Origin of the sequence: Nonomuraea sp. JJY05 (genome assembly GCF_043496855.1) — a bacterium.
Taxonomy (GTDB): Bacteria; Actinomycetota; Actinomycetes; order Streptosporangiales; family Streptosporangiaceae; genus Nonomuraea.
In genome coordinates this window covers 1-24509 of record NZ_JBIEIS010000057.1, presented here as the reverse complement: position 1 = coordinate 24509, position 24509 = coordinate 1, and the positions used below count along the sequence as shown (strand labels likewise).

At 72.8% G+C, this 24509-nt stretch carries 21 protein-coding genes and 1 pseudogene; 17 read left to right on the top strand and 5 right to left on the bottom strand.

Going from position 1 to position 24509, the window contains the following annotated elements; genetic code table 11:
* Genes ACFKCF_RS53200 through ACFKCF_RS53185 form a run of 4 tightly spaced genes read right to left on the bottom strand, consistent with a single transcriptional unit; the run spans window position 1 to window position 6472 of the window.
* Window positions 1-447, bottom strand: coding sequence for an SRPBCC family protein (locus tag ACFKCF_RS53200; protein WP_394504013.1), 447 nt, complete (start codon window positions 445-447; stop codon window positions 1-3).
* On the bottom strand, window positions 447-3533 hold the full coding sequence (locus ACFKCF_RS53195) for a BTAD domain-containing putative transcriptional regulator (protein WP_394504011.1): 3087 nt from the start codon (window positions 3531-3533) through the stop codon (window positions 447-449). The genes ACFKCF_RS53200 and ACFKCF_RS53195 overlap by 1 nt, the downstream gene beginning before the upstream one ends.
* A 35-nt stretch (window positions 3534-3568) precedes the next feature.
* Window positions 3569-4900, bottom strand: coding sequence for a serine hydrolase domain-containing protein (locus tag ACFKCF_RS53190; RefSeq protein ID WP_394504009.1), 1332 nt, complete (start codon window positions 4898-4900; stop codon window positions 3569-3571).
* Between the two features lie 18 nt (window positions 4901-4918).
* Window positions 4919-6472 carry a hypothetical protein gene (locus ACFKCF_RS53185; RefSeq protein WP_394504008.1) on the bottom strand — a complete coding sequence of 518 codons (1554 nt, stop codon included), beginning with the start codon at window positions 6470-6472 and terminating at the stop codon, window positions 4919-4921.
* Window positions 6473-6740: 268 nt separating this feature from the next.
* Between ACFKCF_RS53185 and ACFKCF_RS53180 the strand changes: the two genes are divergently transcribed.
* The 6 genes from ACFKCF_RS53180 to ACFKCF_RS53155 all read left to right on the top strand — a co-directional run bounded on the left by ACFKCF_RS53180 (window position 6741) and on the right by ACFKCF_RS53155 (window position 12234).
* A complete protein-coding gene (locus ACFKCF_RS53180; protein WP_394504006.1) occupies window positions 6741-7451 on the top strand; it encodes a phosphoribosylaminoimidazolesuccinocarboxamide synthase in 711 nt (236 codons plus the stop codon).
* On the top strand, window positions 7448-8068 hold the full coding sequence (locus tag ACFKCF_RS53175) for an SDR family oxidoreductase (RefSeq protein WP_394504004.1): 621 nt from the start codon (window positions 7448-7450) through the stop codon (window positions 8066-8068). Before ACFKCF_RS53180 ends, ACFKCF_RS53175 begins: the two co-directional genes overlap by 4 nt.
* Before the next feature lie 62 nt (window positions 8069-8130).
* Window positions 8131-9285 (top strand): NAD(P)-dependent oxidoreductase, encoded by a 1155-nt coding sequence (locus tag ACFKCF_RS53170; protein ID WP_394504003.1) that lies wholly within the window; start codon window positions 8131-8133, stop codon window positions 9283-9285.
* Window positions 9282-10238 carry an HD domain-containing protein gene (locus tag ACFKCF_RS53165; RefSeq protein ID WP_394504001.1) on the top strand — a complete coding sequence of 319 codons (957 nt, stop codon included), beginning with the start codon at window positions 9282-9284 and terminating at the stop codon, window positions 10236-10238. The genes ACFKCF_RS53170 and ACFKCF_RS53165 overlap by 4 nt, the downstream gene beginning before the upstream one ends.
* Window positions 10238-11440, top strand: coding sequence for an MFS transporter (locus ACFKCF_RS53160; RefSeq protein ID WP_394504000.1), 1203 nt, complete (start codon window positions 10238-10240; stop codon window positions 11438-11440). Before ACFKCF_RS53165 ends, ACFKCF_RS53160 begins: the two co-directional genes overlap by 1 nt.
* Entirely contained in the window at window positions 11437-12234 is a 798-nt protein-coding gene (locus ACFKCF_RS53155; protein ID WP_394503999.1) for an HAD family hydrolase, read from the top strand. Before ACFKCF_RS53160 ends, ACFKCF_RS53155 begins: the two co-directional genes overlap by 4 nt.
* Here ACFKCF_RS53155 and ACFKCF_RS53150 read toward each other — a convergent pair.
* Window positions 12155-13072, bottom strand: coding sequence for a sigma-70 family RNA polymerase sigma factor (locus tag ACFKCF_RS53150; RefSeq protein ID WP_394503997.1), 918 nt, complete (start codon window positions 13070-13072; stop codon window positions 12155-12157). The two genes, ACFKCF_RS53155 and ACFKCF_RS53150, sit on opposite strands and share 80 nt — an antisense overlap.
* Window positions 13073-13236: 164 nt before the next feature.
* On the opposite strand from ACFKCF_RS53150, the gene ACFKCF_RS53145 reads away from it, so the two are divergent.
* The 11 genes and pseudogenes from ACFKCF_RS53145 to rsgA all read left to right on the top strand — a co-directional run bounded on the left by ACFKCF_RS53145 (window position 13237) and on the right by rsgA (window position 24466).
* Window positions 13237-14967, top strand: a complete 1731-nt coding sequence (locus tag ACFKCF_RS53145; protein WP_394503995.1) for an FAD-dependent oxidoreductase — start codon at window positions 13237-13239, stop codon at window positions 14965-14967.
* Between the two features lie 130 nt (window positions 14968-15097).
* Entirely contained in the window at window positions 15098-15853 is a 756-nt protein-coding gene (locus ACFKCF_RS53140) for an SDR family oxidoreductase (RefSeq protein ID WP_394503993.1), read from the top strand.
* 26 nt (window positions 15854-15879) lie between these two features.
* Window positions 15880-16668 (top strand): class I SAM-dependent methyltransferase, encoded by a 789-nt coding sequence (locus ACFKCF_RS53135; RefSeq protein WP_394503991.1) that lies wholly within the window; start codon window positions 15880-15882, stop codon window positions 16666-16668.
* Complete coding sequence (locus ACFKCF_RS53130; protein WP_394503990.1) at window positions 16668-16898, top strand: hypothetical protein; 231 nt, start codon at window positions 16668-16670, stop codon at window positions 16896-16898. The genes ACFKCF_RS53135 and ACFKCF_RS53130 overlap by 1 nt, the downstream gene beginning before the upstream one ends.
* 42 nt (window positions 16899-16940) lie before the next feature.
* Entirely contained in the window at window positions 16941-18713 is a 1773-nt protein-coding gene (locus ACFKCF_RS53125) for a ferritin-like domain-containing protein (protein WP_394503988.1), read from the top strand.
* Window positions 18710-19261 (top strand): annotated as a pseudogene (locus ACFKCF_RS53120) (alpha/beta fold hydrolase); the annotation flags it as partial. The gene ACFKCF_RS53125 and the pseudogene ACFKCF_RS53120, both read left to right, overlap by 4 nt.
* A gap of 259 nt (window positions 19262-19520) precedes the next feature.
* Window positions 19521-20423 carry an RNA polymerase sigma-70 factor gene (locus ACFKCF_RS53115; protein WP_394503986.1) on the top strand — a complete coding sequence of 301 codons (903 nt, stop codon included), beginning with the start codon at window positions 19521-19523 and terminating at the stop codon, window positions 20421-20423.
* 170 nt (window positions 20424-20593) lie between these two features.
* Entirely contained in the window at window positions 20594-21319 is a 726-nt protein-coding gene (locus tag ACFKCF_RS53110; RefSeq protein ID WP_394503984.1) for a sigma factor, read from the top strand.
* A gap of 50 nt (window positions 21320-21369) precedes the next feature.
* Window positions 21370-21867, top strand: coding sequence for an Ohr family peroxiredoxin (locus ACFKCF_RS53105; protein ID WP_394503982.1), 498 nt, complete (start codon window positions 21370-21372; stop codon window positions 21865-21867).
* A gap of 79 nt (window positions 21868-21946) precedes the next feature.
* Window positions 21947-23059, top strand: a complete 1113-nt coding sequence (locus ACFKCF_RS53100) for an ABC transporter substrate-binding protein (RefSeq protein ID WP_394503980.1) — start codon at window positions 21947-21949, stop codon at window positions 23057-23059.
* 324 nt (window positions 23060-23383) lie between these two features.
* Window positions 23384-24466, top strand: coding sequence for a ribosome small subunit-dependent GTPase A (gene rsgA / locus ACFKCF_RS53095; RefSeq protein WP_394503978.1), 1083 nt, complete (start codon window positions 23384-23386; stop codon window positions 24464-24466).
* The last annotated feature ends 43 nt before the right edge of the window (window positions 24467-24509 follow it).

The window sequence follows — 24509 nt, the reverse complement described above, 5'->3', positions numbered from 1 at the left end:
CTACACCGCCCGCGCCTCCTGGGTTCCCGAGGTCAGCAGGCCGGACAGGTTGCGCAACGAGTGGCGCAGGAGGGCGACGCTGACAGGCCGGACGAGCGGCCACAGGGCCCGGCCCAGCGGCCCGAACGGCAGCCGCAGCCGCTCGGCCCAGATCACGCGGCTACCGCCGTCCTCGGGCCGGATCCGGATGGCGCCATGGCCGCGCACGAACCGGCCCGTGTGGGTGACCAGCACCAGGGTCGGCGGCTGCCAGGTCGTGATCGTCATGGTGTCGAGGAATCCGAACGGCCGCACCCCGGTGTAGGCCTCGACCGCGTGCTCGCCGACCTGGCGGGCGTCGGTCATGAACATCCACTCCCGGTGCCGCCGCCAGTCGGTGATCAGCGCGAACACCTGCTCCGGCGGCGCCGGGACATGCAGGGCGGCGCCCGCGTACACGTACCTCATCAAGCTCCTCCGGTGGCCAGCTCCACGGCGCGGGCACGGTCGAGGGCGCGGCCGCGGGCGAAGGCGGCGGCGAAAGCCTCCTCGCCGAGGCTCTCGCGCAGGCGCACCGCCACGCGGGCCACGTCGGGGTTGGCGGCGTCGGGCGCGCCGCGCAGCTGTTCGGCGGCGCCGAGCGCGGTGGCCCCCGCCAGCAGGTCGCCGCGTGCCGCGCGCAGCTCCGCCACGGCCACCGCGACCCGCGCCAGGACCGGCATGTCGGCCGCCGCCATCACCAGCTCGGCCGCCCGCCGCGCGTGGCGGGCCGCCGTCTCGTGGTCGTGCGCGGCCACCGCCAGGTGGGCCTGCCCGACCAGCAGCAGCGCGCGGAACTGCGGCGCGATCGCCGTCCCGTCCTCCATGGCGTGCCCGGCCGCGGCGTAGTGGCGCTCGGCGGCCCGCAGGTCTGCCTCCTGGCGGGCCAGATGGCCCAGCTCGACATGCGCGAACGCGACGTTGCGGGCGGGCGTCCCCCGGCCCTCCGGCGCGTCGGTCAGCGCCCGCAGCACGGTCCTGGCCCGCTCCAGGTCCCCTTTGCGCACCAGGATGGAGGACTGCCAGACCCGCTGGTGTGCGACGTCGGAGTCGGGGTTGAGCTCCAGCAGCAGCCGTACGGCCTCGTCCATGGCCTCCAGCCCCCGGTCGAAGTCCCCGAACACGGCATGCGTCTCGGCCAGCGACGTCAGCGCGATCGACAGCCCCCACCGTTCGCCGGCCTGCCGCAGCTCGGCGCAGCCGGCCAGCAGGTCGGCCCGCGAGCCGGCCATGTCGCCGCCGTTCTCCCTCAGCGCGGCCCTGGTCACGTAGAGCATGCCGCGCGTCCACGGGTTGGGGTGCGACAGCCGCTGCTCGATCACCGCGAGGCCGAGTTCGGCGTCGTCGGTGAACAGCGCCAGCGCCGGCTGCAGCATCGCCAGCACCGGGTGCTCGGCCTCGTCCCCTTCTTGCAGGCTCGCGGCCCGGCGCAGCTCGCGCGCCGCCGGGCCGACCATGGTCTGGCGGCCGTCGAGGCTGGCGTTGATGACGTAGACGGCGGTGGCGATCAGCCGCTCCCGCGCGGGCGTCTGACCGGGTACGTCCAGCGCCCGGCCGATCCAGCCGGCCGACTCGGCGCGGGTGCCGCGGATGGTCCAGAAGATGCCCATGGCGGCGGCCAGGCGGATCGCGGTTGCGGCGTCGGCGCTGTCGACGGCGTAGTGCAGCGCGGCCAGGATGTTGTCGTGGTCGGCCAGCAGGCGGGCGATCCAGGTGAGCTGGTCACGGCCGCGGAGCCGCGGCTCGGCGTGTTCGGCCAGGTCGCGGAAGTAGGCGGCGTGCCGGGCGCGGACGGCGGCGATCCGGCCGTCGGCGGCCAGGCGTTCGAGCCCGTACTCCCTGATGGTCTCGAGCATGCGGTAGCGGCCGTCGTCGGCGGGCTGGACGAGGGATTTGTCCACCAGCGCGGCGACGAGGTCGAGGCTGCCGCCGACGTGTTCGGCCGCGGCCAGGTCGAACCCGCCGGAGAAGACCGCCAGCCGCTCTGCCAGCCGGCGCTCGGGCCCGTTCAGCAGGTCCCAGCTCCAGGCGACGACCGCGCGCAGCGTCTGGTGGCGGGGCAGTGCCGTACGGCTGCCGCCGGTCAGCAGCAGGAAGCGGTCGTCGAGCCGGGCGGCCAGCTGCTGGGGCGTCAGGGTGCGCAGCCGGGCGGCGGCCAGCTCGATCGCCAGCGGCAGCCCGTCGAGGCGGCGGCAGATCTCGGCGGCCACGGCGGGCTCGATGCTCAGGCCGGGGCTGGTGGCGGCGGCGCGTTCGGCCAGCAGCCGCACGGCCGGCTCGGGCGGCAGGGGCGGCACGGGGCTGAGGGTCTCGCCGAGGATGCCCAGGGGTTCGCGGCCGGTGGCCAGGACGCGCAGCGAGGGGCAGCGGCCCAGCAGCTCCTCGGCCAGGTGGGCGGCGGCCTCGACGAGGTGTTCGCAGTTGTCGAGCACCAGCAGCACCTGCCCGCCCGACAGGGCTTCGACCAGGGCGGCGGTGGTGTCGACCGCGCGGATGGGGTGGCCGATCAGCGAGTGGTTGCCCAGGGCGGCCAGCACGGCCTGGGGCAGGTCGGCGGGGTCGGTGACGGGGGCCAGCTCGACCAGCCAGACAGCGCCGTACTCGTTCAGGAGCTCGGCGGCGACGGTGGTGGCCAGCCGCGTCTTGCCCGCGCCGCCGGGGCCGACCAGGGTGACCAGCCGGCCGGCGCCCAGCTGCCGGCGGAGGCGGGCCAGCTCGGCGTCGCGGCCGACGAAGCTGGTCAGCGGCGCGCGCAGGTTGGTGCGCGGGGGGCGGGGCGGCTCGGAGCGCAGCACGGCCAGATGCACCTCGCGCAGCTCGGCGCCGGGGTCGGCGCCGAGCTGGTCGGACAGGTGGCGGCGGCACTCCTCGTAGGCGGCCAGCGCCTCGGCCCGCCGGCCGTCGGCGTGCAGCGCCTTGACGCGCAGGGCGTGCAGGCGCTCGCGCAGGGGGTGGCGGGCGGCCAGCTCGCCGAGCTCGCTCGCCAGCGCCGTCAGCGTTCCGGCTCCATCATCCGGCGGGCGGCCGGGCCGGGTGAGCAGGGCCAGCTCGGCCTCGGCGCGGTCCTCGACGGCCGTCAGTCGCGCCTCCTCCAGGCGCGTGGCGTACCCGAGCGCGAACGGGGCCGCCGCCACCTCGCCCAGCGCGGCCCCCCGCCACAGGAGGAGGGCCTGCTTCAGCAGCGCGGCCCTGACCGCCGGGTCGCCGTGCTGCCTGGCCCGGGCGGTGAGCCGGTCGAACTCGCCCGCGTCGGTGTCGGCCTCCAGCCGGTAGCCGCCCGGCACCGACACCAGCGCGCCGGCCTCCGGCAGCGTACGGCGCAGGCGGGAGACCAGCGACTGCAGGGCGTTGCCGGGGTCGGCGGGCGGCTCCTCGGGCCACAGGTCGGCGGCCAGCTCCTCGACGGTGACGGCGCGCCCGGCCGCCAGCGCCAGGCGCACCAGCAGCCGGCGCAGCCGGGCGCCCCCGACCGCGGCGGACTCGACCTCCAGCGGCCCCAGGATCGCCACACGCACACGACCATGCTGCCACCTTGGTGGCGGCGTGCCTCTCAGGCTTGCCAGTCGCCGGCGCCGCCCGGCACCGGCGCCTTCGGGTCGTACGGGGTGCGGGTGAAGATGAACGTGTTGAGGTCGAGGTGGTCGGCGGCCACCCGCAGCGTCTCCCCGGCGTAGTAGCCGTCCAGCCCCAGCCACGTCCCGTCGGCCTGCGGCACGAACCGCGAGGCCCGCCCGCCGCCCCCGACCGGCTCCAGCGACAGGGCGCGCTCGGGCAGCAGCCGCAGCGTGTACGGCTTGGGCCCCCAGTGCCACAGCCCGGTCAGCGCCAGCAGCCCGGGATCGGCGGCGACCGGCTGCCATTCGTCCGGCAGCCGCGGCTCGTACTCCTCCAGGATGTCCAGCAGGTCGGTCAGCAGCGAGCCGTTCATCCCCGAGGTGGTGTTGGCCATGAACAGCACGCCCACCCCGTCGGCGGGGTCGGCCCACACCGTGGCCACGAACCCCGGCATCGATCCGCTGTGCCCCGCCAGGCGCCGCCCGCCGGGGCGCGACAGCTGCAGGCCCAGCCCGAACCCGACGGTCCAGGAGTCCCCGTCGTCCACCCCGACCGGCTCGCGCATCTCGGCCAGCGTGTCGCCGCACAGCACCCCCGCGGTGTCGCCACCCAGGAACGCCGCCCATCGCGCCAGGTCGTGCGGCGTGGACCACAGCTGCCCGGCCGGCCCCATCGCCTCGGCGTCGTGCTCCGGCTCGGCCAGCACCACGTCGGCGTACGGGTGGACGGCGTATCCGGTGGCGTGCGGGGCGCGCGGCCGGGCGGTGGTGTCGTTCATGCCGAGCGGGTCGAGCACCTCCGACTGCAGCGCCTTGAGCCAGGCGGTGCCGCGCAGCCTGGCCACCAGCTCGCCCAGCAGGGCGAAGCCGACGTTGGAGTAGTGGAAGCGGCGCCCGGGCCGGTGCTTGAGCTCGCCGGGCCCGAGGCGCTCCAGCAGCTCGGCGACGGGGACGCCGGGAGTGCGCTCCCACCAGGCGGTGGGCGGCTCGGCGGTCAGGCCGGCGGTGTGCGACAGCAGCTGGGCGATGGTCAGGTGGCCCAGCGGGGTGCCCGGCAGGTGCGCCTGCAGCGGGTCGGACAGCCGCAGCGCGCCCTCGTCGCGCAGCCGCATGACCACGACGGCGACCATGCTCTTGGTGATCGACCCGATCCGGTACTGGGTGGCCGGGGTCGGCGGCGCGCCGTCCACCCGGCCGCGCCCGCCGAACCATGCCACTCTCCCGTCGCGCACGATCGCCGCCGCCAGCGACGGCACCCTGCATTCGGCCTGTTCGACGGCCAGCCTGCGCAGCAGAGCGCGCGCCGTCGCGTGTCCCACCTGGCTCATGAGCGACAAGATTAGCCGTTAGACGAGCACCAGCCGCGGGCCTATCAGCTCTCCTTGGTGCGGCTGCGGGTGGGCCTGGTCGTGGTAGTAGTGGCCGGCGTACCAGACCACGACGTTGGTGCCGTCCAGGCTCTCGCCGTTGAGGAAGCGGTTGAGGGCGGCGCGGTCGCGCGGGCCGGGGTTGCCGTCGTCGAGCTCGCGGGGGTGGTGGCGCAGGAACCACAGGTCGGACACGCCGTAGGCGTCGGCGGTGCCGTCGAAGTCGCCGGGGTGGATCTGGTAGCCGCGGCCCGAGGACTTGTCGCGCACCTGCCAGTACAGGGCGGGGTGGCGGCGCTTGCGGGAGGTCTCGCGGATGATCGGCACGGGTTCGGGGATGATCGAGCCGGTGTCGTCGATCTGCTCGATCACGTCGTTGGCGGCGCCGTCGATGTCGAAGTCGAGCCGCCAGTAGGCGTGGTGGCGGTGCACCATGCACGTCATCGGGTTGGCGGTGGCGGCGAATCCGAAGCGGGGGCTGATGTCGCCGTTGTCGGCCAGGCGCCAGTCGCTGGCGTAGCGGTACCAGCCGGCGGCCAGCTCGCTGACGATCCGCAGCTGCTCCCCGTCGTGGTGGAAGGCCACGCCCTGGAAGTTGCCGGCGTCGGTGGAGGGCCGTTCGAGGATGGTACGGGGCGGGCTGTCGCACAACCGCCACCCCCAGCCGACCGGGTCCGTGCCGACCGCGTTGAAGCGGGTCTCGAAGCTGACGTCGTCGCGGAAGGTCGTGCCCTCCTCGTACTCGACGTTCAGGACGGGCACGTGGGCCTGCCGGAGCACGAGCCGGCCGCGGTAGCGCACCTCGCGCAGCTCGACGCCGCCGCCGACTCCGGGGTTCTGCGGGGCCGAGGCGCGCGGGCGGACCACCAGCAGGTTCCACAGCTCGGTGGATCCGCGGTGCACGCGCACCCGTACCTGGTCGGGGCCGCCGTGGTCGGTCAGCGCGTCGACGCCCTCGGGGACGCTGTGCTCGCAGTCGTGGTGCATGCGCACATTGATCCCGGACGGGGTCCAGTCGACGGCGCGGTTGACCAGGTCGACGGCGACGATGCGGTGGCGCAGCCCGGTGGGCTCGCCGGGGGTGTAGACGCCGAGGGTGGGGCGGCGCACGGTGGTGCCGTCGGGGTTCTCCAGGTCGGCCAGCGGCGGCATGGGCCGGTAGACGACCACGTCCTGGCCGGCCGGGAAGCGCGGGTCGGCGCGCAGGACCTCGGCGGCGGCCGCCAGCTCCTCGCGGCTGGGCTGCGGCCGGTAGGCGCTGGGGCGCAGCTCGGCGCGTTCGGGCCGGTCGAGGGTGCCGCGCAGCTCGACGGCGCGGTTGCCGACCGGGTCGAACACGGTGGCCTGGAACGGGGCGTTCTCGCCGGGGTCGTGACCGAGGCCGGGCGCGAAGGCCACGGTGAGCCGCTCGGGGTCGGCGACCTCGAGCGCGGCCAGCGCGTCGGGGTGCTCGGCGACCGCCTGGCGCAGCTGCTGCGCGGTCAGGCCCGCGCGGGGGACCGCTTCGATCGTGACGCGTACATCGTCGCTCATGGGCTGTCTCCTGGGCGGCTGGTCGGCAAGGGCCACTGGTGCGTTATCGGACCGGGACGCCGCGACGTTAGCCCGGGCCGCCGTGGTCGTTCCCTGCGGCGCGGCTCATGCTTAAGGCGGATATCGACGCGTATTTCACTCATCCACCAGGGAGGAGGCGGGTGAAAATACAAATGGCCTGATCTATGAATATCTCCTGAAAGGCCTTGGTATTTCCACTCTGAATTATGCTTGACATCGTCATCCATACGAATGACCATGCTGTTCTGTGACCCCTCCAAAGAATGGCATTACCGGCCCGCCTGCCGCCGAAGGCCGCAGCAAAAGGATCTGGCTGCGCGACGACGGCACCTGCGTGATCGAGCTCATCCCCAGCCTGCGCAGCCACACCTTCGACCGCGACGAACTCGTTCCGGCGACGGCGCGCCTGCGCCTCGACTTCTACGAGCGCGCGGCCCGCGCGCTGCACGCGGCCGGCATTCGCACGGCGTTCAGGGAGCGGCTCGGCGAGACGACCTATCTTGCCGACTACGTGCCGGCTCCGCCCTTCGAAGTCATCGTCAAAAACCGGTCCGTCGGATCGACCCTGCGCAAGTATCCCGGCCTCTTTCCCGAAGGCCATGTCTTCCATCCCCCGGTGGTGAAGTTCGACTTCCGGATCGATCCCGAGGACCAGCCCATCGGTGAAGACTACCTGTGGGCCTATGGAGTGGATGTAGAGGAGTTCCGGCGCATTGCCCGAGAATGCAATGACTGCCTCCGCAAGTGGCTGGAACCACTCGATCTCTGGGACTTCTGCCTCATCATCGGCTCGAGGGCCGACGGCGATCTCATCATCAACTCCGAAATATCGCCCGACTGCATGCGGCTGCGCGACCGCCAGGGCAACTCGCTGGACAAGGACCTGTTCCGGCAGGGGGCCGGCCATGAGCACATCGTCTCCGTCTGGTCCCAACTGGTCGGCAGGCTGCCGGCATGACCCAGGCGCACCACCCGGTCGCCATCGTGACCGGGGCCAACCGGGGCACCGGTCTGGCCATCGCCGCTGAGCTCCACGCGGCGGGCTGGGACGTATGGGGGCTCAACCGCACCTCGGCGGACAAGCCCTGGCTCCCCGAGGCCCCGTGCGACCTGGAGTCGGCTGATGCGGTGACGGCCGCCGTCGAGACGGTCGCGCACCGGCGGGGGCGCATCGATGCGCTCGTCGTCAACGCGGTGGCGCGCTCACTGGGCCGGATCGGCACGCTCAGCCTGCCCGACTGGCGGGCCGCGTTCGACGTCAACATCGTCTCCGTGCTGCCGCTGCTCCAGGCGGCGCTGCCGTACCTGCGCTCAGGCCGGGGCAGCATCGTCCTGATGGGCAGCCACGCCGGCAGCCGCTACTTCGAGGGCGGCGCGGCCTACTGCGCCGGCAAAGCGGCCCTCAAAGCGCTGGCCGAGGTGCTCCTGCTGGAAGAGCGCCCCAACGGGGTCCGCACCACGCTGATCAATCCCGGCGCGATCGCCAACGAGATCGGTGACGACTCACCGTTCAAGCTGTCCACGTCCTCCGTCGCCCAAGCCGTGCGGTGGGTGGTCGAACTCCAAGCGGTCTGAAAGCCGTCCTGCCGGCGTCGAGACGCGCCGCAACCTCTCCATCTCTCCCAGGGGGACTTTTCATGACATCCATTCTCGAGCGCGAACCCGCGCCGTCACGCGCCGGACACGCCTCGCGGGCCTGCGACCTGCCCGTGCTGCGCAGCGCCCAGGCCGACTGGCCGATGCCGCCCGCCCGTACGATCCTGATCGCGCACCTGCTCGACACCGCGGTGCCGTACGTGCGGTTGCTGAGCCGCTCCACCGAGCTCGCCCACATCGTGCCGGTCCCCTACAGCGCCCAGCCGGAGGCGCTGTCGCTGCTGGGCGACCTTCCGGTGAGCATGCCGGCCTCGATCGAGGAGGTCGGGCCCATGGCGGTGGCCGCCGCCCAGCGGGCCGCCCGGCAGGGCGAGTCGCCCGTGATGATCCAGGAGGTCGGCGGATACTGCGCCGGGGCGGTGACAGACCTGGCCGGGGTGCCGGGCTTTCGCGGCATCGTGGAGGACACCAAGCAAGGGCAGTGGCAGTATGAGCGCGCCGCGCCACTTCCCCTGCCGGTTTTCACCATCGCCGACAGCCCGCTGAAGGCACTGGAGGATGTCCAGGTCGGCCGGTCGGTGGCCTACAGCGTCGAACGGCTGCTGCGGCTGCGCTTCTACCGGCTCCTCAGCGAACGCCGCGTCCTCGTGCTCGGCTACGGCGGGATAGGAACGGCCCTGGCCGAGCACCTGCGGCGCGCCGGCGTGCAGGTCGCCGTCTACGATCCTGACGACATCCGGATGTCGGCCGCCGTGGTGCACGGATTCCGCGTGGGCGCCCGCCAGGACCTGCTCTCCTGGGCCGAGGTGATCATCGGCGTCTCCGGCCACCGCGCCCTCACCACGGCCGACCTGCCGCACCTGCGCGACGGCGTCGTGCTGGCCAGCGGAAGCTCCAAACAGGTCGAGTTCGACGTCAAGGGCCTGCGCCGCGCGGCCTCGGCCTCGGCCGAGGTCGACGAGGTGCTCGAACTGCGGGTCGCCGATCGCACCGTCTATCTGCTCAACGACGGCAAGCCCGTCAACTTCATGGAGCACAGCATCCTCGGATCGGTCCTTGACCTGGTCTACACCGAGCTGTATCTGTGCACGCGTGAGCTGGCCAGGCAGACCTGGGAGCCGGGGCTGCACCGCCTCGACCCGCGGCTGCAGCAGGAGCTGGCGCAGCGCTGGCGGGAGGAGTACGGACAGCGGTGAATGCGATTGTGGAGAAGGTACGGGCCCGCGTGGCCGTCGACTTCGCGAGCGCCGACTCGGCCCACGACCTCGGCCACCTCGACCGGGTCGCCGCCCTGGCGGAGGAGATCGCGGCCGGGACGGGGGCCGACCCCCGCATCGCGCGGGTGGCCGCCTACGTCCATGACTACCACCGGGTGGAGGAGGCCAGGCAGAACCGGCGGCCCATCAGGCCCGAGGACGCCCGCGCGGCCGTGCTGGAGGTGCTGGAAGGGTGCGGCGTGCCACAGGACTGGCATCCGCCCATCTTGCGCGCGGTCGAGCTGACAGGCCGCTACCGCTTCGCCGACGAGGAGCTCGACGATCGGTGCGCGATCGCCGCGGCGGTGCACGACGCCGACAACCTCGACGCGATGGGGGCCGTCGGCATCGGCCGGGCCTTCGCCTACGGCGGGCTGCTCGGCGAGCCGCTGTGGGACCCCGGGACCGCTCTGAAGGAGCTCTACAAGGAGGGCGAGACCTCGTCGGTGCTGGCCCATCTCTACGAGAAGCTGGTCCGGCTGGAGCAGGACATGCTCACGGAGCCCGCGCGCCGGATGGCGGCCGACCGGGCGCTGCTGCTGCACCGGTTCGCCGCCGGGTTCCGGTCCGAGTGGGACAGAGGCCAGGCCGCCGGCGCGCGGGCCCAGTGGGATCCGCGCACCCGCTTCCTGTCGGTGCAGGAGCCCCGTGATGACGCCGACGAGCCGGTCGTCCGCGTCAGCTTCCGCGGGCAGGTCTCGCTGGACTTCGACGAGCAGGGACAGCCGGCGGCGGTCCACCTGCCGGACGTGCCGGATCCGCCGGCCACCGGCGTGCGGATCGTCCTGGCCCAGGGCCGGCCGCACCACCGTATCGAGGGGATCGGGGACATCGAGCTGCAACTGCGCAAGAACCGGCCCGTGGCGCTCCATCTGCACCTGCGGGGCCGGTGATGGGCTACTTCAGCCTGCTCCGGGCCCCGTACGTGACCCGGCTGCTGCTGGGGACGCTGGTCGGGAGGCTGCCCAGCGCGATGGCGGCGCTGGCGATCCCGCTGGTCCTGCGGCAGGCGGGCGCGAGCTACGATTTCGTCGGCCTGGCCGCCGGAGCCTTCGCCATCGCCGCCGCCGGCGGCGGTCCGGTGCTCGGCCGGCTGGTGGATCGGGTCGGCCAGGTCCGGGTCCTGGTGCCGGCCGCTGTCGCGGCCGGCGCGGGCCTGATCGCGATCGCGGTGGCTCCCTCCGAGCCGGTGGCCGTCATCGCGGGCGCCCTCCTGGCGGGGGCGGCGACCCCGCCGCTGGAGCCCTGCCTCAGGGTGCTGTGGCCCGACCTGGTTCCGTCCGCTCGGCTCGAGTCGGCCTACGCCATGGACTCGGCCTCCCAGGAACTGGTCTTCGTCGGCGGTCCGCTGGTCGTGGCCGGCTGCGTGGCGGCCGGATCCGCGGCGGGCGCCCTGTGGGTGGGGGCGCTGCTGGGTCTGCTGGGAGTGTTCGTGGTCGCCACCGCGTCGCCCACCCGCGACTGGAAGGCGCCGCTGCGTTCGCCCGACTGGCTCGGTCCGCTGCGCAGCCGCGGTCTGACCGTGCTGCTGGTGAGCCTGACCGGGGTCGGCGCGGCCATCGGCGGCCTCAACGTCCTGGTGGTCTTCTACACCGAGCATCGCCACGTGGTGGGCGGGGCGGCCACGCTGCTGGCGTTGAACGCCTTCGGCGCCCTGGTCGGCGGTCTCGGCTACGGCGCCGTGCGCTGGACGTCCTCGCTGCCGCGGCGGACGCTGCTGCTGACCGTCGGCCTGGCCGCCGCGTACGCGTTGCTGTGCCTGGTGCCGTCCCCGCCCTACATGGCCGGCCTCATGATCCTCACCGGGCTCTTCCTCGCTCCCGTGCTGACGGCCGCGTTCGTCCTGGTCGGGAAGCTCGCGCCGGCCGGCACGGTCACCGAGGCCTTCGCCTGGCTGGTCACGCTGATGACCACGGGAATCGCCCTGGGATCGACGGCGGCGGGCCTGGTTCTGGAGCACGCCACGGAGTCCTGGGCCGCTTGCGTCGGGGTGGTGGGCGTGGCCGTCGGCGTCGCCGTCCTGGCGGCCGGGCAGCGGTGCCTGGCGCTCGGGAGCGCCGGCACCGCCGACGACCCCGCGGGCGCCGCCGTATGACAGCGATCCAGCTGGTCTGCACGGATCTGGACGGGGTGCTGCTCACCAGCGCCGGCGGCCTCAGCCGCGACACCAGGACGGCGCTGGCCGACGCCAGCGCCGCCGGCCTCCAGGTCATGGTCGCCACCGGGCGGCCCACCCGGGATGCTCTGGACTGGGCCCTGGACTCCCCCCCCCAGGGGCTGCTCGCCTGCAGCAACGGCGCGGTGATCTGGGACACCTGCGCCGAGCGGGTGCTGTTCGACCACTGCTTCACCGCCGGCCGGCTCGAGCAGGTCTTCGCCTGGGCCGAACGGTCGGTGCCGGGCGGTGTCCTGGGTCTCGACAGCGAGCACGAGCTCGTGCTGCAACCCGGCTTCGCCGACCTGGTGCCCGGCTGCTGGCCCCACGCTGTCGCGGCCTGCCTCATCGGCCGCGCCGGTCGCGGCAACCGGGCGGTCAAGGTACTCCTGGCCCACCCCGAACTGTCGGCGCCACAACTGGCCGACGCGTTCGTCGGCGAGGCGGTCAGCGGGCTGCGCGCCACTTACTCGACCGCGCACTTCCTGGAGATCTCGCCGGAGCACGCCAACAAGGGCGAGTCCTTGCGATGGGCGGCCGCGCACCGGGAAATCCCCCTGACCGCCACGGCCGCCGTGGGGGACATGCCCAACGACATTCCCATGCTCAGGAAGGCCGGACTGCCCGCGGCCGTCGCCAACGCCCACCCCGAGGTCAAGGCGGCCGCCCGGCTCCTGCTGCCCAGCAACGACGACGACGGCGTGGCCTGCCTGATCCGGGCCCTCTTGTGCTGACTGCTGCGGAGAAGCGACGCCGCAGCTGGAAGGGGTGCTCGGCAGCTGCCGGCCGCCTCACGCTCCGGCAGGGCGGGGCGACGATCGTGGCCACCGATCGAGGGGTGAACGCCGTCGGCGAGCGTACCGGCGGGCACTGGGTGAACCTGTCCGGGCCGCGCCCGCTGGGGCACAACCGGTCCGTGAACGCCATTGGGAGCCGGGAGGCCCGTACGACGCCGTCGGAGTAACTGATCACGTCCGCGGCGAAGAGCTCTTCCAGCGCGGTCATGTCGCCGGAGCGGGCGGCGGCGACGAAGGCGATCAGCAGTCTGCGTTGTTCGGTTCTGGTCACGGGGGTGCGGCGTTCGACGAGGACGCGTTTGCGGGCCCTGCTGACCAGCTGGCGTACGGCGGGTTCGTTGAGCTCGATGATGTCGGCGATCTGCCGGTAGGGGTAGTCGAACGCCTCCCGCAGCACGTAAGCGGCGCGTTCGGTGGGCGTGAGGCGTTCCAGGAGCAGCAGGACGGCGAACTCCAGGGCCTCGCCGCGTTCGGCGCCGAGGTAGGGGTCGGCGCCGGTGTCGACGGGTTCGGGCAGCCAGGGGCCGACATAGGTCTCGCGGCGGGCGCGGGCGGACTGCGTGGCGTTGATCGCCAGCCGGGTGGTCGTGGTGGCCAGGAACGCGGCGGGGTCGTTCACCGTGGCGCGGTCGTAGGCCTGCCAGCGTAGCCAGACGTCCTGCACGAGGTCCTCGGCTTCGGTGGCGCTGGCCAGCATCCGGTAGGCGATCCCGAACAGCCGCGGCCGCACACCGGCGAACACCGCCACCGCCTGTTCGAGATCCGTCACCGCCATCGCCCCCCGCTCCGGCGTACCCCTGGTCGGTCGTTACCCCGCGACAGCGAGGCCAGGCCGGCGGCGAGGTACAGTCCTGGAAGATTTCTTCCTGTCACAAATCACGGCGCTGCCTGGTCCTGCTCCCCGTAACGGCTTTCCCCACATGCGGCCAAAGGAGCACCATGCACTCGCCAGAGCACCGGATCGCCACGTCCGTCCTGGTCATCGGCACGGGAGGAGCGGGGCTGCGGGCCGCCATCGAACTCGCCGAGCGCGGGGTCGGCGTCCTCGCGGTCGGCAAACGGCCCAAGGCCGACGCCCACACCTCGCTCGCGGCAGGCGGCATCAACGCGGCGCTGGCCACGATGGACCCCCAGGACAGCTGGCAGCAGCACGCGGCGGACACCCTCAAGGAGAGCTATCTCCTCGCCAATCCGCAGACGGTGCAGATCGTCGCCGAAGGGGCGGCGCGGGGGATCGAGGACCTCGAACGCTGGGGCATGCCGTTCGCGCGCGAACAGGACGGGCGCATCTCGCAGCGCTTCTTCGGCGCCCACACCTATCGGCGAACCGCCTACGCCGGCGACTACACCGGGCTGGAGATCCAGCGCACCCTGATCAACCGCGCCGCGCAGCTCGACGTCCCCGTCCTGGACACCGTGTACATCACGCGCGTTCTCGTGCGCGACAACGCGGTCTTCGGCGCGTACGGGTTCGACCTGACCGACGGCAGCCGCTACGTCATCCACGCCGACGCGGTGATCCTGGCCGCCGGCGGGCACACCCGGATCTGGCGGCGTACCTCCTCTCGCAGGGACGAGAACACCGGCGACTCCTTCCGCCTGGCGGTCCTGGCCGGTTGCCGCATCCGTGACCCCGAGCTGGTGCAGTTCCACCCTTCCGGTCTCATCGCGCCGGAGAACGCGGCCGGCACCCTCGTCTCGGAGGCGGCGCGGGGCGAGGGCGGAATCCTGCGCAACCAGCTGGGCGAGCGGTTCATGTCCAGGTACGACCCGGAGCGGATGGAGCTGTCCACGCGCGACCGCATCGCCCTGGCCGCGTACACGGAGATCAGGGAAGGCCGCGGGACCCCGAACGGCGGTGTCTGGCTGGATGTGTCGCACCTGCCGCGCAAGACGATCATGACGCGGTTGCCGCGCGTCTACCAGACGCTCCTGGAGCTGCAGATGCTCGACATCACCCAGGACCCGATCGAGATCGCGCCGACCGCGCACTACTCGATGGGCGGCGTCTGGGTGCGGCCCGAGGACCACAGCACCGGGGTCGAGGGCCTGTACGCGATCGGCGAGGCGGCCAGCGGCCTGCACGGCGCCAACCGCCTGGGCGGCAACTCGCTCATCGAGCTCCTCGTCTTCGGCCGCATCGTCGGGCAGGCGGCGGCGGAGTATTCCGCGGGCCTGGAGGCCCAGCGCCGCTCGGCCGGGGCGCTCGACGCGGCACGGGCCGAGGTGGACGAGCTCCTGGCCGCCGACGGCCCCGAGAACGTCCGCGCGCTGCAGCGAGCCCTGCGCGACATCATGACCGAGCACGCCGGCGTGGTGCGCGACGAGGGCGGCCTGCGCAAAGGCCTGGCCGAACTCGCCGCCGCGGAGGCACGCATCGCCGACGTCGGCGTGCATCCGGACCTGGCCGGATTCCAGGACCTGGCCCACGCCTTCGACCTCAAGTCCGCGGCGCTGGCCGCCCGCGCGACGGTCGAGACCGCGCTTGAGCGTCGCGAGAGCCGCGGCTGCCACAACCGCTCCGACTACCCCGAGCTCGATCCCGCGCTGCAGGTCAACCTGGTGTGGTCCGGTCCCGGATCGGTGGACAGGGAGGCCATCCCACCCGTTCCCGCCGACATCGCGGCACTCATGCGCGAGGTCTCAACCGTCGGAAAACTCGTCGAATAGCAGGAGCGGGCAGCATCGCGATAAAGAGGAAAAAATTTCGCGACGGCTGTCACAAGCGTGAAGGCTGCCCTGTCTTAGCTGGCGACCGGTCGGCACACGGGTGCCCCGGCGGAGAGTAAAAGGGGACGCCATGAAGATCGTCGTGGTCGGTGGAACCGGTCTGATCGGGTCGAAACTGGTGACCAAGCTGGGGGAGCACGGTCACGAGGCGGTGGCGGCGGCGCCGAGCACCGGTGTCGACACCCTGACCGGTGAGGGGCTGGCGGAGGTGCTGGCGGGCGCGCAGGTGGTGGTCGACGTGTCGAACTCGCCGTCGTTCGAGCCCGCGGCGGTGATGGAGTTCTTCGAGACCTCCACGCGCAACCTGCTGGCCGCTGAGGCGGCGGCCGGGGTCGGTCACCACGTCGCGCTGTCGGTGGTGGGCACGGAACGGATGCCGGACAACGGCTACTTCGCGGCGAAGATCGTTCAGGAGCAGCTGATCGAGAAGTCGGGGATCCCGTTCTCGCTCGTGCACGCGACGCAGTTCTTCGAGTTCGTGCGCGCCATCGCCGACGCGGCCACGGACGGCGACACGGTGCGGATCGCGCCGGTGCAGTTCCAGCCCATCGCGGGTGAGGAGGTCGCCCAGGCGGTCGGCCGGGTCGCGGTGGGGCAGCCGCTGAACGGCCGGGTCGAGGTGGGCGGCCCCGACAACGTCCGGATGGACGAGTTCTTCCGCGACGTTCTGGCCGCCTGGGGGGACCCGCGCACGGTGGTCAGCGACCCGCAGGCGCGCTACTACGGCAGCGTGCCGGGCGAGCGGACGCTGGTGCCGGGCGAGGGCGCGATCCTCGGCACGATCCGCTACCGCGACTGGGCCGGTCAGAACGCCGCCGGCAAGTAACGCGCGCGCCAGGCAGGAGTTTCGCAGTGACCGCATCGGCGATGGTCGCCGAGTTCGATGATGTCGCCGGCTGGACCGCCGACGCCGTCGAGCAACTGGGGGAGCGGCACGCCATACCGGCCGCCTGCCGGGGCAGCGCGAGCCCGGCGGCGCTGGCCTGGCTGGCCGAGGCGTGCGAGCTGTCGGCCGGCAGCACGCTGCTGGACGTGGGCGCGGGGGCCGGCGGGCCGGCGGCCTGGGCCGCGGAGCGGTTCGGGGTCCGGCCGATCCTGCTGGAGCCGATGCCGGCCGCGTGCCGGGCCGCCGCCCGGCTGTTCGGGTTGCCGGTCATCGCGGGGGACGGGCGGCGGATTCCGCTCCGTACGGGGTCGGCCGACGCCGCCTGGTGTCTGGGGGTGCTGTGCACCGTGCAGGACAAAGCGGCGGTGCTCAGCGAGATCCACCGGGTGCTGAGGCCCGGCGCCTCGCTGGGGCTGCTGGTGGTCGTGGCGCGGGGGCCGCAGATCCTGCCGGTGCCGGACGGCAACCACTTCCCCACCCAGGGCGAACTCCTCGATCTGCTCGCCGGCGCCGGGTTCGCGATCGCCGAGCAGATCGACCAGCCCGGCCGGACGCCGAAGTCCTGGTCGCGCCGTGCCGAGCAGGTCGCCGCCGTGATCGCGACCCGCCACCGGGCCGAGCCGGCGTACGCGCTGGCGGCCCACCAGGGTGAGCGCTTCACCCGCCTGTTCGCCTCCGGCCAGATCGCTGTACGGCTGATCCACGCGGTCAGCCGGTCTGCCGGGCATCCACTCAAGCCACCTATGGAGGAATGATGAGCGCTCCCAGCGGCGAGGACGACTTTCTGTATGAGCTCGAGATCGAGGTCGAGGCCGAGGTGAGCCTGGTCGAGTCGAGCCATCCGCAGGAGGTCGCCGAACTGCCGGTCACCGAGTGGCTGTTCGACCCGACGGACGCCGAACGCGAGGAGATCGGCCTGCGGGGCCTGCTCGACGCCGTCGAGGTCCTGGAGGACGGCTCCCGGCCCGGCGATCACCGTGCGTGACGCGCGCGAAGCATCCACCCCCTGCGACAGTCAAGGCAGCTGATGAAACACCCGCAACACCGGCGAACACGGATCGACACCCTCGACAGCCTCCGCGAACACCTGCAGTGGGCGATCGAGCTGGAACACGCGACCCTGCCGCCGTACCTGTGCGCGCTGTACTCGCTCGACCCCGATCGAAACCCCGAAGCCGTCGAGGTCGTCGGCAGCGTCTTCGTCGAGGAGATGCTGCACCTGGCGCTGGCCGCCAACCTGCTCAACGCCGTCGGCGGCCGGCCGCGGCTGGACATGCCCGGGATGCTGCCGCCGCACCCCCGGCCGCTGCCGCACGGCGACCGCTCCCTGGAGCTGTCGCTGGTGCCCTTCGGGCCGCAAGCCCTCGAGATGTTCCTGCGGATCGAACAGCCCGCACCGCCCGGCGCCCCGGCGGAGGCCGACGCTTACGAGACGATCGGGCAGTTCTACACCGCCATCGAGGAGGGCCTGCGCCACCTGTGCGAACGGCTCGGCGAGCAGGCGGTCTTCAGCGGGGACCCGGCCCGCCAGGTGAGCGCCGATCACTTCCGGCACACCGCCGGGCACCTGGTCGAGGTCCGCGACCTGGCCTCGGCGCTGGCGGCGCTGGAGGAGATCGTCGAGCAGGGCGAGGGCACCGCCCGCGGCGGGGTCTGGGACGGCGACCAGGACGTCTTCCACCCCGAACGCCAAGAAGTCGGACATTACTACCGCTTTCAGGAGCTCAAATTCGGCCGCCGCTACCAGCGGGGCGACACCCCCCAGTCGGGGCCCACCGGCGAGACGATCGCGGTGGACCTGACCGGCGTACGTCCGATGCGCCGCAATCCGCGGCTGTCCGACCACGAGCCGGGCAGCGCGATCAGGACCGCGCAGGAGGAGTTCAACCACACCTACTGCGCGGTCCTGCACCTGCTCGAACGGGCCTTCAACGGCAGCCCCAAGCTGCTCCGGGTCGCCACCGGCACCATGTACGCGCTCAAGGGCCAGGCCCAGGCCCTGATGCGGATGCCCGACGAGGACGGCGCCACGGCCGGTCCCACCTTCGAATACGTGCCGCCCGAGCTGCGCCGGTGGAGCGTCGGCGACGGGCAGCGGATCGTCGTCCTGCGCGACGGCCCGTACGTCGTCTACGGCGGCGTCCCGCTCAGACGCAAGCGCAAGATCGTCTCCGCCGAGAACAACGACGCGCTGACCTGGAAGACCGGCGAGCCCCTGGAGACCGAGGACACCTACGCGCTGTGCCGCTGCGGCCACTCCTCGTCGAAGCCGTTCTGCGACGGGACCCACGCCGTGATCGGGTTCGACGGCACGGAGGGCGCGCTCATGCGGCCGTACAAGGAGCTGCAGCACGTGCACGACGGGGTGGGCATCTCGGCGCAGCGGGTGGGGGAGCTGTGCGTCCATGCCGCCTTCTGCATCGGGCGCACCAGGCCGATCGCCGCGATGCTCGCCGACACCGGCGACAGCGACGTGCGCTCCACCGTCATGGGCCGCATCGACCACTGCCCCTCCGGCTCCTACAGCTACGCCCTGGAGCGCGGCGGCGAGACGATCGAGCCCGACCTGCCGCAGGCCATCTCGGTCCTGGAGGAAGAGGACGGGCTGGCCGGCGCGCTGTGGGTGACCGGCAAGGTGCCGGTCCTGCGGTCGGACGGCCGGCCGCTGGAGACGCGCAACCGGATGACGCTGTGCCGCTGCGGCCATTCCGGCAACAAGCCGTTGTGTGACGGCACCCACCGACAGATCGGCTTCCGCGAGGAAGCGGCCGAGCCGAACACCCGAAAGGTCACCTCATGAGCGAGCAGCCCGTCGTCGTCCTGGTCCACGGCGCCTTCGCCGAATCGGCCGGCTGGAACGGCGTCATCCGGCGCCTGCACGACCACCGGCTGACCGCCGTCGCCGCGGCCAACCCGCTGCGCGGCGTGCAGGGCGACGCCGCGTACGTGCGCGACGTGATCGACGGGATCGGCCGCCCGGTCGTGCTGGCCGGCCACTCCTACGGCGGCATGGTGATCACCGAGGCGGCGGCCGGCAACCCGGCCGTGCAGGCCCTGGTCTACGTCGCCGCCTTCGCCCCCGAACCCGGCGAGAGCGCGTTCCTGCTGTCGGGCAAGTTCGAGGGCAGCACCCTGGGCGGCGCGCTGGAGGCCTACCCGCTCGCCACCGGCGGCAACGAGTTCCGCATCGCCGCGGACAAGTTCCACCACCAGTTCTGCGCCGACCTCGACGCCGGCGAGGCCGCGCTGATGGCCGCCACGCAGCGGCCGGCGACCGAACGGGCGCTGACCGACGTCCTGGCGGCGAGCGAGCCTGGCTGGCGCACCACGCCGTCCTGGTTCGTCCACGGCGAGCGCGACCTCAACATCCCGGCCGCGGCGCTGCGCTTCATGGCCGAGCGGGCCGGCTCGGGGGGGGGCCTGCTCGCGATGCACCCGCGAGATCGCGGGCGCCTCGCACGCGATCGCGGCGTCCCAGCCCGACGCCGTGACCGCCGCGATCCTCGACGCCGTCGGCCACGTACGGGGCTGAACGGGCCCGGCCCGGCCGGTGAAGGGGCCACCGGCCGGCCCCGAATCGATGTGGACAGCGAAGGCGTGGGGAAAGATGCATGCGAAATCACTGGAACAGGCGGACACACTCGAACGGGCCGCGTCCGCCTTCGTCGAGCTGCGCCCGCGGCTGTTCGGCATCGCCTATCGGATGCTCGCCAGCGCGGTGGAGGCCGAGGACATCCTTCAGGAAGTCTGGTTGCGCTGGCAGAACACCGACCGCTCGACCGTCGACAATCCCCCGGCCTTCCTGGCGTTGATCACCACCCGCCTGGCCATCAACGTCGCCCAGTCCGCCCGTTCGCGGCGCGAGGCCTACATCGGGCCCTGGCTCCCCGAACCGGTGGACACCAGCATGGATCCCACACTGGGCGCCGAACGGGGCGAAGCGCTCGAACTGGCCTTCCTGCTGTTGCTCGAAAGGCTCACCCCCACCGAGCGGGCCGCGTACGTGCTGCGTGAGGCCTTCGTCTACCCCTATCCGCAGATCGCGGAGATCCTGCAGGTCAGCGCGGTCAACGCGCGCCAAATCGTGAGCCGCGCCCGCAAACGGCTGACCGCCGCGCGTCGCGAGCCCATCGACAAGAGCGAGCATCGACGGCTGCTGGCGGTCTTCCTCGATGCCGCCCAGACGGGGAACGTCGCCGCCCTCGAAGATCTCTTCGCGGCTGACGTCGTCAGCTCCTCCGACGGCAACGGCATCCGGGGGGCGGCGCGATTCCCGCTGCTGGGCGGCGCCCGCGTGGCCAAGTTCCTGGCCGCGTACGCGCCACGGTTCTGGCCGGGCGCCGGCATCACGTGGGTCGAGGTGAACGGGCGCGCCGGTGTGCTCGTCCCCCGCAACCACACCGAGGTCACCCTGTTGACCATCGAGGCCTCGCCGCAGGGCATCCACCACGTCATGTGGATCGTCAACCCGGCCAAACTCGGCGCGTTCGAGCGCTCACGCGGGGGGTGAACGGGTTCGGCCTGCCCGGGGTGTCACAACAAGAGCGGCTGTCCTGTCTTAACTGCCGACTCCGAAAGAACAGAGGACATCGTGCGGACGACCCCGTGGGCCGGCGGCCACACCGGCACCTCCACAGCCTGGAAAAAGGCCTGCTCTCGCGGCTGTGAGGGCGGCCGGCCATGACCGAGGTGAGCGCCGGGACGCTGGCGGAGATGCTCGACGAACGGCAACATCTGCTCGAGATCGCCTTGTGGATGTTCGGCTCGGAGAGCACGGCCGACCGGATCGTCCAGGAGACCTATCGCCGCTGGTACGCCCTCGACGACGAGGAACGCGCCCGCATCGCGGTGCCGCGCGCCTGGCTGACGCGGGTCGCCGGAGGACTCTGCCTGGACCTGCTCGCCGCCGCCCCGATCCCCGCCCCCGACGCCCTGCCCGTACCCGGTACGGCCGGAGCGCCGTTCCCCGCCGCCGCCCCGCCGCCCCGCCCCGAGCCCGCCATGCTCCCGTCCGGCCAGCAGGCCAGGCCGGACCGGGCGATACTCACCCGGCACGACCGTGTCGCGCGCCGCTTCGCCGCGGCCTGCGACCTGGGGGACGCCGCGGCGCTGCGGGCGGTCCTGGCCGCGGACGCGCTGGTCGTCAGCGACGGCGGCGGCAAACTACGCGCCCCCGTACGCCCCATCCACGGCGCGGACGCGGTCGCCCGGTTCGTCACGTCTTTGCTGGCCGGCCCGCCTGGCACCGAGGTGGCCGTGGAGTCCGTGAACGGCCGGACGGGCCTGGTGCTGCGCCGCGCGGGCCGGGCCGTGGCGGTGGCCGGCGTGAGCGTCGCCGGAGCCGAGATCACCGCGGTGTGGATCGTGCTGAACCCCGACAAGTTGCAGCGCTGGCACCGTCCATGACCAGCGTGCCCTCACCACAGGCGCCTCGCGCGCCGCTGAAAGGCGGACCGGTGAACGACCCGATGCTGTCCACGGAGCACGACTACAGCGGCTCGACGTTCAAACCCCTCTATGTCACGCGCGTCGCCGTGAGCGGCGGCAGCTCCGCCCACGGCCGGGCCACCGGCCGGGCCCGCTCCGCCGACGGCGCCCTGGACCTGCGGCTGCGGATGCCCGAGGAGCTCGGCGGCGACAATCCCGGCCCGAACCCCGAGCAGCTGTTCGCCGCCGGATACGCCGCCTGCTTCCACGGCGCCCTCAGCCTGCTGGCCCGCCGGCACCTCCTCGACCCCGCGCCGATCACCGTGGAGGCGAGCGTCGCCTTCGGCCGCGATCCGGCCGACGGCGGCTACCAGCTGAGCGCCGACCTCGTCGTGACCTGGCCCGGAGTCGACCCCGACCGGGTCGCCCCGCTGCTCACCCAGGCCGCCTCGCTGTGCCCGTACGCCAAGATGACCCGCCAGGGCATCCCCGCCACCATCAACCTCGCCCCTGACGCTGGAAGGTGAACCGCCACCGGCCGGCGCGCCGGCGGCGTCGAAGTGCGGGCATACTGCAACCTGATCGTCACAGGGGAGACGCCGACGCATGAAGACGCCACCATCGCCACCTGGAGCGGAGCGGACCTACGGAGCATCCGTCCAGATCGGCGCTCTCGTCCCGCTGACTCGGCCCGGCTGGGTCGAGGCAGGCAGGCACCTGCTCGCCGGACTCGAGCTGGCCGTCGGCGACGTCAATGACGCCGGCGGGATCGGCGGAAGACCGCTCGAGCTGGTGGTCCGGGACACCGCGGCCGATCCGCAGAAGGCCGCGGCGGCCGTGGACGAACTGGCCGGCCTGGGCGTGGCCGCCCTGGCGGGGGAGTACCACAGCGTCGTCGCCCGCGCCGCCGCCGCCCGGGCCGACGCCCTCGGCCTGCCGTTCCTCTGCTCGTCAGCGGTGCTCGACGCGCTCACCGAACAGCCGACGCAATGGGTCGCGCGCCTGGCCCCCGCGCAGTCCCACGGCTGGCAGATCTACGCGGACTTCCTGCTCGGCGCGGGCCGCAGCCGGATCGCCGTGGCGGCCGAGCCGAGTGTCTACTGGGCCTCCGGGGCCCGCGTTCTGCGCGACTACCTCGCTCCACGCGGCGCCACCGTCACCGAACTCGACATGCGCGCGCTCGCCCCCACGGCCGTGTGCGACGAACTCGTCAGCAATGGCGCGACAGCCGTCCTCCTCCTGGTCGGCCACCCGGAGCCGGCCATGTCGATCGTCGGCTCGGTCCGCCGCGACCGGCGCCTCACCGAGATCATGATCGGTGCTCCGGCCGGGCAACCGGAGCTCGCCGAATGGGCGAGGTCGCTGGGCGACGACGGCGCCGCGATCCCGTTCCTGCGCTACCTGCCCGAGCGGCTCGGCCCACTCGGCGCACGAGTCGAGACGGCCCTGCGCGAGCGGCTGGCCGAAGCGCCCTCCTTCGTCGCCTTCGAGGGCTACGACACGCTCGCCGTCCTCGCCGAGGTGCTGCGTTCCCACGGCGCGGACCGGGCGCGCATCGCCGAATCCTGGCCGCGCGTCGCAGTCGAGGGCACCCGCGGGCAGATCCGGTTCTCCCGCACGCCAGGCATCAGCGTCTGGCAGTGGGCTTGGCCGCCGATCCAAGTCGTCGATCGAGATCCGGCGCAACCCGACCGCTTCCGGGTCCTTCACACCGGCTGAAACGGCCACCATCGAGCTCCAGGTTGCCGACGGCTCGCGACAACGGCCAGTGCCGTGGCGTCCGGCCGGCCGTCGGCGGCCACGTGATCTTTGCGGGCGGCCGCTCACGCTGCTATCTTGTCCACCGCAACACACGTTCGTGGCAACAGGGACTCTTCGAGGGAGGTGAGGTTGAATGACCGTCGTGGTGATGGCTGCCATCTGCGGCACTCGGTCCATCCTCACGTCCCCGGGCCTTGGCTGACCTTTCCAGGCGCCTTCCCTGGCGCGGATGCGGCATGTCCCATCCGCCGAGGCCCCCTTTCTGCAAAGGGTTCCATTCCGTTGTCATTCGAGCATTCCTTTGACGATGGCCTGTCCGCGTACGGTTGGGACGCAGGGCTCGAACAGTCCTTCGCCTCCTACCGTTCCGTCGGGCTCGTCCCTGCCCGCGTGGTCGGCGTCGATCGCGGCGCCTGCGACGTCATCACCGAAACCGGCCCGCAGCGGGCCCGCCTTTCGCTCCCGGCGGCGGCGGATCCGGTCGAGGCCCCGTGCACGGGCGACTGGGCGGCGCTGCGCCCCGGCCACACGCCCGAGCTGGTCGCGCTGCTGGCGCGGCGCGGCGTCATCATCCGGTCGTCGGCGTCGCGTTCCTCCCACGGCCAGGCCCTGGCCGCCAACGTCGACACGGCGGTCGTGGCCGTCTCGCTCGGCGGCGCGCCGAATCCGAGCCGGATCGAGCGGCTGCTGGCGCTGGCGTGGGAGAGCGGCGCCCAGCCCGTGATCGTCTTGACCAAGGCCGACCAGTCGGCCGATCCCGGCGCGGCGGTGAGCGCCGTCGCGCAGCTCGCCCCCGGTGTGGAGATCATCGCCACCAGTGCCGCCACCGGCCAGGGCATGGACGTGCTCACCGCCGCGCTCACCGGCACCGTGGTCCTGCTCGGCCCGTCCGGAGCGGGCAAGTCCACGCTGGGCAACGCGCTGCTGGGCAGCGAGGTCCTGCAGACCGGCGCCGTACGCGCGCAGGACGGCAAGGGCCGCCACACCACGGTCCGCCGCCGGCTGGTCCCGCTGCCCGGCGGCGGCGTGCTGATCGACACCCCCGGTCTGCGCGGCGTCGGTCTCCTGGACGCCGACGAGGGCCTGCAGCAGGTCTTCGCCGACATCGAGGAATTCGCCGGGCAATGCCGTTTCAGCGACTGCGGCCACGACTGCGAGCCCGGCTGCGCGGTCCAGGCGGCCATCGCCTCAGGTGATCTGAGCGAGCGCCGCCTCGACAGCTACCGCAAGCTCCAGCGCGAGAACGCCTGGGCCAGCTCCCGCAGCGACGCGCGCCTGCGCGCCCAGCACGACGACCGCAAGAAGGCGATCACCCGCTCGCTGCGGGAGACCTACGCCTTCCGGGACCGGCAGCGCCGGTCGTGACCCGGGCGCGGGCCGTGGCGCGAGCCTGCCCCGCGGCCCGCCG

Excerpts from the sequence above, each read along its gene's own strand:
- ACFKCF_RS53200 (WP_394504013.1), bottom strand. The coding sequence starts at position 447 with ATGAGGTACGTGTACGCGGGCGCCGCCCTGCATGTCCCGGCGCCGCCG.
- ACFKCF_RS53190 (WP_394504009.1), bottom strand. The coding sequence starts at position 4,900 with ATGAGCCAGGTGGGACACGCGACGGCGCGCGCTCTGCTGCGCAGGCTG.
- ACFKCF_RS53185 (WP_394504008.1), bottom strand. The coding sequence starts at position 6,472 with ATGAGCGACGATGTACGCGTCACGATCGAAGCGGTCCCCCGCGCGGGC.
- ACFKCF_RS53175 (WP_394504004.1), top strand. The coding sequence starts at position 7,448 with ATGACCCAGGCGCACCACCCGGTCGCCATCGTGACCGGGGCCAACCGG.
- ACFKCF_RS53170 (WP_394504003.1), top strand. The coding sequence starts at position 8,131 with ATGACATCCATTCTCGAGCGCGAACCCGCGCCGTCACGCGCCGGACAC.
- ACFKCF_RS53160 (WP_394504000.1), top strand. The coding sequence starts at position 10,238 with ATGGGCTACTTCAGCCTGCTCCGGGCCCCGTACGTGACCCGGCTGCTG.
- ACFKCF_RS53155 (WP_394503999.1), top strand. The coding sequence starts at position 11,437 with ATGACAGCGATCCAGCTGGTCTGCACGGATCTGGACGGGGTGCTGCTC.
- ACFKCF_RS53150 (WP_394503997.1), bottom strand. The coding sequence starts at position 13,072 with ATGGCGGTGACGGATCTCGAACAGGCGGTGGCGGTGTTCGCCGGTGTG.
- ACFKCF_RS53145 (WP_394503995.1), top strand. The coding sequence starts at position 13,237 with ATGCACTCGCCAGAGCACCGGATCGCCACGTCCGTCCTGGTCATCGGC.
- ACFKCF_RS53140 (WP_394503993.1), top strand. The coding sequence starts at position 15,098 with ATGAAGATCGTCGTGGTCGGTGGAACCGGTCTGATCGGGTCGAAACTG.
- ACFKCF_RS53130 (WP_394503990.1), top strand. The coding sequence starts at position 16,668 with ATGAGCGCTCCCAGCGGCGAGGACGACTTTCTGTATGAGCTCGAGATC.
- ACFKCF_RS53125 (WP_394503988.1), top strand. The coding sequence starts at position 16,941 with ATGAAACACCCGCAACACCGGCGAACACGGATCGACACCCTCGACAGC.
- ACFKCF_RS53115 (WP_394503986.1), top strand. The coding sequence starts at position 19,521 with ATGCATGCGAAATCACTGGAACAGGCGGACACACTCGAACGGGCCGCG.
- ACFKCF_RS53110 (WP_394503984.1), top strand. The coding sequence starts at position 20,594 with ATGACCGAGGTGAGCGCCGGGACGCTGGCGGAGATGCTCGACGAACGG.
- ACFKCF_RS53100 (WP_394503980.1), top strand. The coding sequence starts at position 21,947 with ATGAAGACGCCACCATCGCCACCTGGAGCGGAGCGGACCTACGGAGCA.